Source organism: Streptomyces sp. H51, from assembly GCF_035656535.1.
Taxonomy (GTDB): Bacteria; Actinomycetota; Actinomycetes; order Streptomycetales; family Streptomycetaceae; genus Streptomyces.
Genome location: NZ_JAYMHD010000069.1, coordinates 85,278 through 98,354, shown reverse-complemented (window position 1 = coordinate 98,354; position 13,077 = coordinate 85,278). Strand labels below are relative to the sequence as shown.

9 protein-coding genes are annotated in these 13,077 nt (G+C 74.6%); 8 read left to right on the top strand and 1 reads right to left on the bottom strand.

The window, feature by feature from the left end:
• Nucleotides 1-325: 325 nt before the first annotated feature.
• Nucleotides 326-2,488 (top strand): SpoIIE family protein phosphatase, encoded by a 2,163-nt coding sequence (locus VKA29_RS24915; RefSeq protein ID WP_324788196.1) that lies wholly within the window; start codon nt 326-328, stop codon nt 2,486-2,488.
• A gap of 72 nt (nt 2,489-2,560) precedes the next feature.
• On the opposite strand, the gene VKA29_RS24910 is transcribed toward VKA29_RS24915, so the two are convergent.
• Nucleotides 2,561-3,841, bottom strand: coding sequence for a S1 family peptidase (locus VKA29_RS24910; protein WP_324788195.1), 1,281 nt, complete (start codon nt 3,839-3,841; stop codon nt 2,561-2,563).
• Between the two features lie 185 nt (nt 3,842-4,026).
• Between VKA29_RS24910 and VKA29_RS24905 the strand changes: the two genes are divergently transcribed.
• The 7 genes from VKA29_RS24905 (at nt 4,027) to VKA29_RS24875 (ending at nt 12,810) form a co-directional block, all read left to right on the top strand.
• Complete coding sequence (locus tag VKA29_RS24905; RefSeq protein WP_324788194.1) at nt 4,027-4,440, top strand: PaaI family thioesterase; 414 nt, start codon at nt 4,027-4,029, stop codon at nt 4,438-4,440.
• 451 nt (nt 4,441-4,891) lie between these two features.
• A complete protein-coding gene (locus VKA29_RS24900) occupies nt 4,892-5,107 on the top strand; it encodes a type A2 lantipeptide (RefSeq protein WP_324788193.1) in 216 nt (71 codons plus the stop codon).
• A 216-nt stretch (nt 5,108-5,323) separates the two neighbouring features.
• Complete coding sequence (locus VKA29_RS24895; protein ID WP_324788192.1) at nt 5,324-6,130, top strand: HlyD family efflux transporter periplasmic adaptor subunit; 807 nt, start codon at nt 5,324-5,326, stop codon at nt 6,128-6,130.
• Nucleotides 6,127-8,349 carry an NHLP family bacteriocin export ABC transporter peptidase/permease/ATPase subunit gene (locus VKA29_RS24890; protein WP_324788191.1) on the top strand — a complete coding sequence of 741 codons (2,223 nt, stop codon included), beginning with the start codon at nt 6,127-6,129 and terminating at the stop codon, nt 8,347-8,349. The genes VKA29_RS24895 and VKA29_RS24890 overlap by 4 nt, the downstream gene beginning before the upstream one ends.
• Nucleotide 8,350: 1 nt before the next feature.
• Complete coding sequence (locus tag VKA29_RS24885; protein ID WP_324788190.1) at nt 8,351-11,164, top strand: NHLP bacteriocin export ABC transporter permease/ATPase subunit; 2,814 nt, start codon at nt 8,351-8,353, stop codon at nt 11,162-11,164.
• A gap of 418 nt (nt 11,165-11,582) precedes the next feature.
• On the top strand, nt 11,583-12,590 hold the full coding sequence (locus VKA29_RS24880; protein WP_324788189.1) for a Ppx/GppA family phosphatase: 1,008 nt from the start codon (nt 11,583-11,585) through the stop codon (nt 12,588-12,590).
• Nucleotides 12,591-12,615: 25 nt separating this feature from the next.
• A complete protein-coding gene (locus tag VKA29_RS24875) occupies nt 12,616-12,810 on the top strand; it encodes a hypothetical protein (RefSeq protein WP_324788188.1) in 195 nt (64 codons plus the stop codon).
• Nucleotides 12,811-13,077 lie beyond the last annotated feature (267 nt).

Sequence of the window (13,077 nt, the reverse complement as noted above, 5' to 3'; positions counted from 1 at the left end):
GCCGTCCCTTCAGCCTGCCGTCGCCGGTTCAGCGGTGTTGAGCGCGTGCCCCATTGTTGACGTTGATGACAGTCTTCCGGCACGCAGAACCGGCCATCGGGGTGCGCGGGGGCGCGAACATGGCGCGCGCGCGTCTCGGCACGCATCGACTGGAGGGGCATGGGTCCGGGCCTTCGGGGTACGGCGGCGGATTCACCGCGTGGCGGGCACCCGTGTGCCGGTAACCTGCCCGTCACCTGCCGACCGGGGCGCCCGCACCGTGCGCGTCCGGCCGTCGCGAGGGAGATCCGAGGCTGGACCCGGTCGCCCGGCCGAGTGCGAGGAGGTGGTCGGTGTGTCCGACGGGCAGGTGCCCGCGCCGGCGTCGACGAGGACGCGGGTGGGCCGGCCGCTGCTCTCCCTGGCGCTGGCGTCGATGATGGACGAGGTCCACGCGCACTCCGGCGCGGTGTACCTGCTGGCGGCCGACGCGCCGGTGCTGGAGATGGCGGTGATGGCGGGGCTGCCCCGGGCGTTCGCCGCGCCGTGGGAGCGGGTGGGGCTGAACGCGCCGATCCCGATGGCCGAGGCCGTGCGCGAGGGCCGGCTGGTCTGGGTGGGCAGCGAGGAGGAGATGGCGCGCCGCTACCCCCGCATCTCCGTGGTGCTGCCCTATCCCTTCGCGCTCGCCGCGGTGCCGGTGGCCACCGCGGCCAGGCCCTACGGCGCGCTGTTCCTGATCTGGCCCGGCTCGCGCGCACCGGAGCTGACCGAGCGGGACCGCAACCACCTGACCGCGGCCTGCGAGCGGCTGGCGGCTCGGCTGGAGCGGGCCCTGAAGGAGAGCCGCGCGCTGCCCGCGGAGCCCGACCTGCCGGCCGCCCCGACGAGCGCGGTCGCCGAGACGCTGGGCACGGCGGAGGCGGCGCGGATGGCGGCGCGGCTGCCGTTCGGGCTGTGCTCCCTGGACCTGCACGGGCGGGTCCGCTACGCCAACGCGGCGGCGGCCGAGCTGCTCGGCGTCCCGGTCGGCGCCCTGCTCGGCGCGCAGTTGTGGGCGGCGGTGCCCTGGCTCGACGACCCGGTGTACGAGGACCGGTACCGGGCCGCGCTGTTCAGCCGGCGGAGCACGTCGTTCGTGGCGCTGCGCCCGCCCGGCGACTGGCTCTCGTTCCGGCTCCACCCCGACGGGACGGGGCTCAGCCTGCGCATCACCCGGGCGCGGGCCGTGGCGGAGACGAACCGGACCGGTCCGCGGACCGGGGACGCCCCGCCCCGGCTGGTCACCATCTCGCAGGTGCTCTCGCTGGCCGGCGCGCTCACCGAGGCGGCGGGCGTGCGGGACGTGGTGCGGGTCGTGGCGGAGGAGATCGCGCCCGCCGTGGGCAGCCAGGCGCTGGCCGTGCTCGGCCCCCGGGCGGGCCGCCTGCACGTGCTGGGGCAGCACGGTCACCGGACGGCGGATCTCGCGGAGCGGTTCGAGGGAGTGCCGCTGAGCGAGCGGGCGCCGGGCGCCCAGGCGCTCAGCACCGGTGTGCCCGTGTTCTTCGAGTCCCGGGAACACCTGGAACGCCTGTACCCGGCCCGGTACGCGGCACCCGAAGGGTTCGGGGCGTGGGCGTACCTGCCGCTGATCGCCTCCGGGCGTCCGGTGGGCGTCTGCGTGCTCTCCTACGCCGGCCCGCACCGGTTCCCGCCGGACGAGCGGGCGGTCCTCACCAGCCTGGGCGGGCTGATCGCGCATGCCCTGGAGCGCGCCCTGCTGTACGACGCCAAGCACCGGCTGGCGCACGGTCTGCAGCAGGCGCTGCTGCCGCGCTCACTGCCGCCGCTGCCCGGCGTCGAGGCCGCCGCGCGCTACCTGCCCGCCACCGAGGACATGGACATCGGCGGCGACTTCTACGACCTGGTGCCGACCCCGGGCGGGGCGGCGGCGGTGATCGGGGACGTACAGGGGCACAACGTCACCGCGGCCGGGCTGATGGGGCAGATCCGGACCGCCGTACGCGCGTACACGACCGTCGGCCAGGCGCCCGGGGAGGTCGTGCGCAGCACCGACCGGCTGCTGATCGACCTGGGCGCCGACCTGTTCGCCAGCTGTCTCTACCTCCGGCTCGATCCGGCGAACGGGCGCGCCGTGATGGCCCGCGCGGGCCATCCGCCGCCCCTGCTGCGGGAGCCGGGCGGCCGGGTGCGGGTGCTCGACCTGGCCGGCGGTCCGCTGCTGGGCGTGGACGGCTCGGCCGACTACCCGGCGACGGAGGTGGACCTCGCCCCCGGTTCGGTGCTCGTGCTGTACACCGACGGTCTGGTGGAGTCGCCCGGTGTCGACCTCGACACCGCCCTCACCGCCCTGGGGCGGGAGCTGGCGCGGGCGGGCGGCCGGCCTCTGGAGGAGCTGGCCGACCATCTGCTCCGGCACAGCGCGGCGGCGCGGGAACGGCTGGACGACGTGGCGCTGCTGCTGATCCGGACGAAGGGGCGGCCGGCGCCGCCGGACGGTGCGTGACACGGCGTGGTCCGGCCCTCCCGCCGAAGGGCCGGACCGTCCACTGTCGGCCGGAACCGCGGCTGAGGCCGATCAGTGGGTCTCGGTGAGCCGCGAGCCGTCCTCGGCCGCGGCGCCGGCCGGGTCGGCGGCCGTCGCGGACGGCTCGGCCGTCCCGCCGCCGAGCGCGTCGCCGCCGCCCGCCTGGTCACCGGCGCCCGCACCGGCGTCGCCGAGGGTCGCGCCGGTCGCCTGGAGTGCGGTGGTGACGGGCTGGAAGAAGGTCTCGCCGCCGGTCGTGCAGTCGCCGCTGCCGCCGGAGGTGAGGCCGATCGCGCTGCCGTCCTGGGTGAACAGGGAGCCGCCGCTGTCGCCGGGCTCGGCGCAGACGTCGGTCTGGATCAGGCCGGTGACGGTGTCCACGCTGTTCGGGTCGGTCTCGCTCTGGAAGTTGACGGTGGCGTCGAGGCCGGTGACCGTGCCGTCGTGCAGGCCGGTGGTGCTGCCCATCCGGAAGACCTGCGCGCCGACGGTGGCCTCGGCGGCCTTGGCGATCCGGACCGTCCGCCCGCCGCCGACGTCGACCTCGCCGGCGGCCTGGGTGTTCGGGTCGTCGTACTTCACCAGGGAGAAGTCGCCCTCGCCGGGGAAGGTGGCCTGGTCCACGGTGGCGATGGGCCGACCGGTCCGGGAGTCGGACCACTGTGCCGCCGCCACACCGCAGTGACCGGCGGTCAGGAAGGCGGGGCTGCCGTCGCTCGCGGTGACGTTGAAACCGAGGGAGCAGCGGACGGTGCCGCCGCCGGCCTGGGCGAAGACCGCGTCGCCGCCCGACACGAAGGTCTTGAACGTGCCGGCGGACTTCTTCAGCGTCGCCATGCCCGAACCGAGGCTCCGAACGGTCGACCCGAGCTTGTCCCACGTGGCGCCGGTGACCGTGCTGTCGGCGGTGACCACGATCTTGTTCGTCTTCGGGTCGACGGCCCAGGCGGTGCCCGGAACGGTCGCGTCGGCCTTCAGCGTCCGCGCCCCGGCCCGCAGTTCGGCGAGGCTGTTGTCGACCTCGCGGACCGTGGCGCCCGCCCTCTTCGCCTGGACGACCGCGTTGTCGCCGTTGCCGGACATGACGTTCACGACGAGTTGCCGGCCGGCGGCGTCGTAGTAGGAGCCCGCGAAGGCGTCGCCGAGCATGCTCCGCAGCCGCGAGGCGAGATCCGAGGCGTCCGCCGCCTTCAGGGTCTTGGGGGTGGCGGCGTTCGAGGCGCCGTCCTGGGACGCGTTGGCGTTCGGCAGCAGGACGGCGGCCGCGCCGAGCGCCACGACACTGCCCGCCGCGATCGCGGCCTTGCGCTTCGGAATTCGCTTGTGACTCAAACTTCTCGACCTCCTGGGGGACCGGAGTCCGTGCCGCCGTGCGGCAGCTTTTCGGGGCGCCTGGATGGCTGTTGGTACGCACGGGTCGAGCGGGGCGTTCAATTCCGTTTGCCGGCGCGCGGCGCACCATGACGAATCGGCCACCGGCCTCATCCCGCCGGGCCGCGTCGGGAACAATCCCCCATATGACGATGAGCACGGCCGAGGCCGACAAGATACTCACTGACAACTTCGCCCCATGGGTCCTCGAACTCGCACTGAGCGTGGAGGCGTTGGGCGACGACCGGGCGACCCTGCGGCTGCCCTGGTCACAGCGGCTGGCGCGGGAGGGCGGCGGCCTGTCGGGGCAGGCGCTGATGGCGGCGGCGGACACGGCGACCGTGATCGCGGTGTCCGCCGCTCGAGGGGCCTTCGTGCCGATGACGACAGTCCAGCAGTCGACGTCGTTCCAGCGGGCGGTGACCGGCTCGGACGTCCTGATCGAGGCGGTCCTCACCAAGCTGGGACGGCGCATGGCGTTCGCCGACATCACGATGACCGACGAGGCGTCCGGCGAACTCGCGGCGCGTGCGAGCACGGTCTACGCCCTCCTCGGCTGACACGCTCCGCACCCGACACCTCACTCTCCGCCCGCCATCGACGGCGGAATCACGGCTTCGGCGAATCTGCACAGCGAATGCCCGGGCAGGGCACGGCGTGCGGAGGATCTGCACACCCCGGCAGTCCTCCGCACGCCGTTGGTACGGAGTGCCGGATTCGGCTCGGGGGCCGCAAGTCCTGGCGCGCGCCGATGACGTGACGGCTGTGAAGAAGTCGCCACCGAGCCGTGCGCGCGCCGTCACGGAATGCGCCGCCTGTGCGGCAAGTGCCCTGGTGGGACGGGTGGTTGATTGGAGGCCCGGAGCCGCCGCGTGCTTTGATCCATCGCACCGCGGGGGCCGCGAACGGCTTCCGGAAACGGGCGTCGGGCGCCCGCGGTCGCGGCCGTTCATCCGTCCCCGGAGGGGCCGCTCCCCCTTGTGAACCGTCCATAGGAAGGGAAGTTCCATCATGAACTCCACCCCCCAGTTCGACACCGTCGAGATCTCCGACGCCGAGCTCGACAACGTCTCCGGCGGCCTGTCCCTGCACGCCGTCGACACCGTCACCGGTGCGGTCAACGGCATCGCCCCGGTCTCCGGCCTGGCCGACACGGCCATCGGCACCGTGGAGGGGGTCACCGGCCTGAACACCGCCCCGGTGACGAACCTGGTCGCCGGTCTCTGACCGCGCCCTTCGTGCCGCTGGGTCCCGGAGCCACTCCCCGGCTCCGGGGCTCTCGGACACCCTGAACCGTGCGCCGCCGACACCGTGCGCCGCCGACACCATTCACCGCTGACACCGCGCGCGGCTCACACCGCGCGCCGCCGACACCGTGCGCGGCTGACACCGTGCGCCGCCGACACCCACCGTTCACCGCCGACCAGGTGAGGGAAAGGACCCGTGCAGTTCCGCCGACAGGCCCTCGCCAGACTTCAGTCGCCCGAGGAGCTCGACCTCCCGGTGCGCCTCGCCCGCCCGCAGGGCCGGCTCGCGCTGTCCGTGGCGCTGACCGCGATGGCCGCCGCCTCCGTGTGGGCGGTGACCGGCTCGGTCGCCTCCACGGTCGACGCGCCCGGCGTCCTCACCCACGGCGAGGGCGGCTACGTCCTGCAGAGCCCCGTCGCCGGCCAGGTCACCGCCGTCCTCGCCGAACAGGGCGAACGGCTGCCGGCCGGCTCCCCCGTGCTGAAGGTCCGCACCGGCCGGGGCGACACCGTCGTCCGCACGGTCGCCGCGGGCCGGATCACCGCGCTCGCCGTCACCATCGGCCGGATCGTCCGGACCGGGGCGGACGTCGCCGCCGTGGAGAAGGTCGCCCGCGCGGGCGAACCGCTGTACGCCACGGTGTACGTCCCCGCCGAGAACGCGGCGTCCGTGCCGGCGAACGCCCCCGTCGACCTCACCGTGCAGTCCGTGCCGGCCCAGCGGTACGGCGTGCTGCGCGGCCACGTGGCATCGGTCGGCCGCGCCGCGCAGTCGGCGCGGCAGATCGCCGCGTTCCTCGGGGACAGCCAGCTGGGCGAGCAGTTCACCAGGAAGGGACGGCCGGTGGCCGTGCTGGTCCGGCTGGACACGTCGTCCGGCACGAAGAGCGGTTACCGGTGGTCGTCCGCGGACGGGCCGCCGTACCGCCTCGACTCCATGACCCTGGCCTCCGGTTCGATCCGGCTGGCCGCGCAGCGTCCCGTCGACTGGCTGCTGCCGTGAGCACCGCGCACCGGGCCCGGAGCGGACGCCGGGCCGCCCCGCCCGGGCCCCCGGCGCCCAAGGGCGGGCCGAGGACCGTCCGAACGCCGACCGTGCTGCAGATGGAGGCGGTCGAATGCGGCGCGGCCTCCCTGGCGATGGTGCTCGGCCACTACGGCAGGTTCGTGCCGCTGGAGGAACTGCGCATCGCCTGCGGCGTCTCCCGCGACGGCTCGCGCGCCGGCAACCTGCTGAAGGCGGCGCGCGGTTACGGTCTGACCGCCAAGGGCATGCAGATGGACACGGCCGCCCTCGCCGAGGTGCGGACCCCGGCCGTCCTGTTCTGGGAGTTCAACCACTACGTGGTCTTCGAGGGGCTGGGGCGCCGGTTCGGCCGGCGCGGGGCGTACGTCAACGACCCCGCCAGGGGCCGCCGTTTCGTGCCCATGGAGGACTTCGACGGCAGCTTCACCGGCGTCGTGCTGGTGATGGAGCCGGGCGCGGAATTCACGCGGGGCGGCCGCAGGCCCGGCATCCTCGGCGCGGTGCCGGCGCGGCTGCGCGGCACGGCGGGCACGATGCCGGCCGCGGTCCTGGCCAGCCTGCTGCTGGTCGTGGTCGGCGCGGCGGTGCCCGCGCTGAGCCGCACCTACATCGACACCTTTCTGATCGGTGGTCAGACCTCGCTGCTGGGCGTGCTGTTCGCGTCGATGGGCGGGTGCGTACTGCTCACGGTCGTGCTCACCTGGCTGCAGCAGGCGAACCTGCTGCGCGGCCGGATCATCTCCTCCACCCTGTCCAGCGCCCGATTCCTGCGCCATCTGCTGCGGCTGCCGGTGACGTTCTTCGCCCAGCGCAGCCCGGCCGACCTGGTGCAGCGCCTGCAGTCCAACGACCAGGTGGCGGAGACCCTGGCCCGCGACCTCGCGGCGGCGGGCGTGGACGCCGTGGTCGTCGTGCTCTACGCGGTGCTGCTCTACACCTACGATCCGCAGCTGACGTACGTCGGCGTCGGCGTCGCGCTGCTGAACGTCGTCGCCTTGCGCGTGGTCGTACGGCTGCGCGCCACCCGCACGGCGAAGCTGCGCGCCGACACCGCCCGGCTGACCGACACCGCCTACACGGGCCTGCAGTTGATCGAGACGATGAAGGCGACCGGCGGTGAGGACGGCTACTTCCGCAGGTGGGCGGGGCAGCACGCGACCACGTTGGAGGAGCAGCAGCGGCTCGGCGTGCCGAGTGCCTGGCTGGGCGTGGTCGCGCCGGCCCTGGCGTCGCTGAACAGCGCGCTGATCCTGTGGATCGGCGGTCTGCGGGCCGTCGAGGGCGGCATCTCGATCGGTCTGCTGGTCGCCTTCCAGGCGCTGGTGACCCGCTTCACCGCGCCGATCACCCGGCTGAACGGCGTCGCGGGCCGCATCCAGGACTTCGCCGCCGACGTGGCCCGGCTGAAGGACGTGGAGAACTTCCGGGCCGACCCGCTCTACGGCCGTCCCGGCGCGGGCGGGTCGACGCGCCGCCTGGACGGTCACGTCGAGCTGGAGAACGTCAGCTTCGGCTACAGCCCGCTCGACAAGCCGCTGCTGACCGGTTTCGACCTGGCGGTCGGCCCGGGGCGGCAGGTGGCGCTGGTCGGCGGCTCGGGCAGCGGCAAGTCGACGGTGTCCCGGCTGATCGCGGGTCTGTACGCGCCCTGGGACGGTGTCATCCGCATCGACGGGCAGCGGCTGGAGGACATTCCGCGCGGCGCGCTCGCCGCCTCGGTGTCCTTCGTCGACCAGGACGTGTTCCTGTTCGAGGGCTCGGTCCGCGACAACGTGGCGCTGTGGGACCCGTCGATCCCCGACGAGGCGGTGGTGCGGGCGCTGCGGGACGCGGCGCTGTACGACGTGGTCATGCGGCGCCCCGGCGGCATCCACGGCCGGGTCGAGCAGGACGGCCGCAACTTCTCCGGCGGGCAGCGCCAGCGCCTGGAGATCGCGCGGGCCCTGGTGCGCGGGCCGAGCATCCTGGTGCTGGACGAGGTGACGAGCGCGCTGGACGCGGAGACCGAGCTGGTGGTGATGGACAACCTGCGCAGGCGCGGGTGTGCCTGCGTGGTGATCGCGCACCGGCTGAGCACCGTGCGTGACAGCGACGAGATCGTCGTGCTCCAGCACGGCACGGTCGTGGAGCGCGGCCGGCACGAGGAGCTGGTGGCGCGGGGCGGCGCGTACGCGGCGCTGGTGAGGGAGCGGTGAGATGACGGCCGTGGGCGAGGACGACCTGGTTCTGGGCGCGCTCGGGAGCACGGGCACGCGGATCGACTGCCCGGGGCCGGGCGGGCTCGACCTCGCGGGTCCGCAGGTGTTGTGGCTGGTGGCGGCGGGCGCCCTGGACCTGTTCGCGGTGGACGCGGACCGGCAGGGCCACTGGCACCACCTCGGCCGCCTGGAGGCGGGCTCGCTGCTGCTGGGACCGGTGGCCGGTCCGCGGCACACGCTGGTGGCGCGGCCGTCGCGCGACTGCGTGGTGCACCGCATCGGGCTGCGTGAGCTGTACCGGCCCGCGCACCCGCAGACAGGGTCGTACGACGGGTACGGCAACCCCCAGTACGTGCCGCCGCGTTCGAGCCCGCTGGAGTACGCCCTCGCCCTGGGCGTCGGCCGCGTCCTGTCGATCCTGTTCCAGGCGTCGGCGGCGGAGCCGGCCGCACCGGCGGACGACGACGACGTGTTCTGGATGCAGGTGCCGCCGGGCAGCGTGCAGTACGGGTCGCTGTACGGTGCCGAGGCCGCCGCCGACCTGCTGATCGATCCGGCGGTGTGGCAGAGCATGGTGGACCGGCAGTACCGGCTGCTGACCACGCTGGACCGGTGGATCGAGCAGCTGGAGCGCACCCACGAGACGCGCACGGCCGCCGGTATCAGGGCCGGTGAGGCCGTGCGCGCGCGGGCCGACCGGACCCTGCTCGCCGCCATCGGCAGGCGTCCGGCCACACGGGTCACGCCCGCCGACGCGGACGCCACCTACGCGGCGTGCGCGCTGGTCGCCCGGGCGGCCGGGATCACGCTCGCCGACCCGCCGCCGGCCGGCACCGGCGGCGAGCGGCTCGACCCGGTCGAACGGATCGCGCTGGCCTCCCGGGTCCGCACCCGGGCCGTGCGGCTGGACGGCCGCTGGTGGCGGGACGACGTCGGCCCGCTGGTGGGCCACCGCGCCCTGTCCGGGGCGCCGGTCGCGCTGCTGTGGCGGCGCGGCGGCTATGTCGCGGTGCATCCGGCGACCGGCCGGGAGACGCCGGTCGAGAAGGCCGGCCCGGCGGAGTTCGAACCGCGTGCGGTGATGTTCTACCGGCCGCTGCCCGACCAGGCGCCGAGCCCGCTGCGGCTGTTGTGGTTCGGCCTGCGCGGCACCGGCCGCGATCTGGCGAACCTGCTGGTCGCCGGGCTGGTGACGGTGGCGATCGGCGCGCTGGTGCCCATCGCGACGGGCAAGGTGCTCGGCGAGTTCGTGCCGAAGGCGCAGACGCGTCCGATCGGGCAGGTGTGCCTGGCGGTGATGGTGGCCGGCGTGGTGGCGGCGGCCTTCATGCTGCTGGAGAACCTCACCCTGCTGCGTCTGGAGGGCCGGATCGAGGCCACCCTGCAACCGGCCGTCTGGGACCGGCTGCTCAGACTTCCGACGACGTTCTTCACCGAGCGCTCGACCGGTGAACTGGCGAGTGCGGCGATGGGCGTCAGCGCGATGCGCAGGCTGCTGGCGGGCGTCGGTCCGGTGGTCGCCCAGTCGGTGACCGTCGGCGCGATGAACCTGGCGCTGCTGCTGTGGTACAGCGTCCCGATGGCGCTGGCGGCGATCGGCATGCTGGCCGTCATCGCCGTCGTGTTCCTGGGACTCGGGCTGTGGCAGGTGCGCTGGCAGCGGCGGCTGGTGGTGCTCACCAACAAGCTGAACAACCAGGCGTTCCAGACGCTGCGCGGTCTGCCGAAGCTGCGGGTGGCGGCGGCCGAGAACTACGCCTACGCCGCCTGGGCCGAGCGGTTCGCGCGCAGCCGCGAGCTGCAGCAGCGGGTGGGCCGCATCAAGAACCTGACGGCCGTGCTGGGCGCGGTGTACCTGCCGCTGTGCAGCCTGCTGATGTTCATGCTGCTGGCGGGTCCGGCGCGCGGGACGATGTCGGCGGCCGCGTTCCTCTCCTTCAACACCTCGGTGACCATGCTGCTGACCTCGGTCACGCAGCTGACCGGCGCGTTCGTGTCGGCGGTGGGCGCACTGCCGTTGTTCGAGGAGATCCGGCCGGTGCTGGAGGCGGCGCCGGAGGTGCGCTCGGGAAGCACCCGCCCGGGCCCGCTGTCGGGGGCGATCGAGGCCCGGCGGCTGTCGTTCCGGTACGCGGACGACGGGCCGCTGGTCCTCGACGACGTGTCGTTCGAGGTGCGTCCGGGTGAGTTCGTGGCCATCGTCGGCCCCAGTGGGTGCGGCAAGTCGACGCTGCTGAGGCTGCTGATCGGCTTCGACAGGCCGGTGTCCGGCAGCGTGCTGTACGACGGCCAGGACCTCGCGGCGCTCGACCGGTCGGCGGTGCGCCGGCAGTGCGGGGTGGTGCTCCAGCACGCGCAGCCGTTCATCGGTTCGGTCCTGGACGTCATCCGCGGCACCGAGTCGTACACACCGGAGGAGGCGATGGCGGCGGCCGCGCTGGCGGGGCTCGCGGAGGACATCGAGCGGATGCCGATGGGCCTGCACACGATCGTCTCCGGCAGCGGCGCCGTCTCCGGCGGCCAGCGTCAACGCCTCATGATCGCGCAGGCGTTGATCCGCCGGCCGCGCATCCTGTTCTTCGACGAGGCGACCAGCGCCCTGGACAACGAGACGCAGCGCACGGTGATCGAGTCCACCAAGGCCCTCGACGCCACCCGGATCGTCATCGCGCACCGTCTGTCGACGGTGCTGGACGCCGACCGGGTCATCGTGCTGGAGGACGGCAAGGTCGCCCAGCAGGGTCCGCCCGCGCAGCTGCTCGCGGACACCGGCGGGCGGCTGCACGAACTGGTGCGCCGCCAGCTGGCGTGAGGAAGTGAGCCGCCCGGGTCCGGAGGACGTCGACCGCAGGGGACGCCGGCCGCGGGGGAGGCCGGCCGCGGGGGAGGCCGACCGCACCGGACTCCGACCGCACGGGACTCCGACCGCACCGGACTCCGACCGCACGGGACTCCGACCGCGGGGGGACGGCAGCCCCCGCCGCTGCCGGGAAGCGTCTCGGCCTCTTTTCACCGGCCCGCACGCGGTCGTCGTCCTGCTACGGCGGCCGCCGCGCGGCGGTACCGGGGCGGGCGTTCGCCCAGGGTGGGCGGGGTCCGCGGCGGCCCGCCGTCCGGGTGGCACGGCCCGCGCCGCCCGCGTGCGGGGCCCGGCCGGTTTCCTGCGGCCGGGGCCCCGGCGCGGCGCCCGGCCCGCGTGGGACCGGTGGGAAGTGGGTACACGCGGGCCCATGCGAATCAGCGTGGTGGATGTGGGGTCGAACACGGTCCGGCTGGTGGTGGCGGACGCGGAGGCCGGAGTACCGCTGCCGGTCCACACCGCCAAATGGCGTCTGCGGCTGGCCGAGCAGGTGAAGCCGGGCGCCGCCATTCCCGGGGAGGCCGTCGAGCGGCTGGCCGAGGCCGTCGCCGACGCGAGCCGGACCGCTGCCCGCTGGGGTGCGGCCGGCCCGCTGGCGTTCGCGACCGCGGTCGTGCGCAACGCGCCCAACCGCGACGAGGTGCTGCACACCGTCCGTGGCCGGACCGGTGTCGCGCTGTGCACCCTGCCGGGGGAGGTCGAGGCCGAGCTGACGTTCCTGGGCGCGCGGCGCTGGATGGGATGGCGGTCGGGGCCGCTCGCGCTGCTGGACATCGGCGGCGGTTCGCTGGAGGTGGCCTTCGGACGCGGCCGGCTGCCCGACTTCGTGGCCTCGCTGCCGCTCGGCGCGGCACGGCTGACCCACGAGTTCTTCGAGGACCAGGACCCGCCGTCGCCCGAGATGGTGCGGGCGCTGCGGCGCAGGGTCCGGCACCAGCTGCGCGACGTGGCGGCCCGGATCCGCTGGGAGGGCCCGCGCACCGCGGTGGTCACCTCGCGCACGTTCCAGCAGTTGGGGCGGTTGTGCGGGGCCGCGCCGGGGCGGCACGGCCCGTTCGAGGAGCGGCGCATGGACCGCGCGGCGCTGCGGGAGGCGGTCGGCAGGCTGGCGGCCCTGCCCGCCGCCGAACGTGCCCGGCTCCCCGGCATCTCCGCGCCGCGCGCGGCGCAGAGCCTGGCCGGCGCGGTGGTCGGGCACACGGCGATGAAGCTGACCGGGATCAGGACGGTGACCGTCTGCCCGTGGGCGATACGCGAGGGTGTGCTGCTGCGGCACATCGAGGACGGGGCGTCGTGGTGGGCGGAGATCACCCGTCTCAACGAGTCGCCCGCTCCCCCGGAGCCCGTCCCCCTGCGCATCGCGACCGCCAGGAACTGACCGGAGCAGAAGGAGGCACCACCCCATGTCCGAAGCCGAGAAGCACGAGAAGCACCAGGAGCACCAGGAGACTGCGCTCGGGGAAGTCCTGCGCGAGATCGAGGACGCCGAGACCCGCACCCCCCGGGGTCAGGCCGCCGCCGACCGGCGCCACAGCGGCGAGGCGGGCGACGCGATCACCCCCAACGCGCACGCCCAGCGGGAAGCCGAGGACGACTGACACGGCGCGCCTGCCGACGGGTCCGGCGGAGCAGCCCCGACGGCTGAGCCCGCCCCGCCTGACCCACCGGACCCGCCTGCCCCGACGGCCGAGCCCGACCTCCGGGCCTGCCCCACCCCGACAGCTGAGCCCGGCCCACCGGACCGGGGGTCCGGCGCCGTGGCCAAGGCCGGACGCGGAGGCCGGACCGCGAGCCGGGGGCAGGGCTCAGCCGGTGCGCCCGGCCGGAGAGCGCGCCAGCCCGACCGGCCCGTCGCCTGTGACCGC

What these genes read in the sequence shown, in the direction of transcription:
- VKA29_RS24900 (WP_324788193.1), top strand. Translation starts at nt 4,892, where the DNA reads ATGAACTCCACCCCCCAGTTCGACACCGTCGAGATCTCCGACGCCGAG.
- VKA29_RS24885 (WP_324788190.1), top strand. Translation starts at nt 8,351, where the DNA reads ATGACGGCCGTGGGCGAGGACGACCTGGTTCTGGGCGCGCTCGGGAGC.
- VKA29_RS24905 (WP_324788194.1), top strand. Translation starts at nt 4,027, where the DNA reads ATGACGATGAGCACGGCCGAGGCCGACAAGATACTCACTGACAACTTC.
- VKA29_RS24880 (WP_324788189.1), top strand. Translation starts at nt 11,583, where the DNA reads ATGCGAATCAGCGTGGTGGATGTGGGGTCGAACACGGTCCGGCTGGTG.
- VKA29_RS24875 (WP_324788188.1), top strand. Translation starts at nt 12,616, where the DNA reads ATGTCCGAAGCCGAGAAGCACGAGAAGCACCAGGAGCACCAGGAGACT.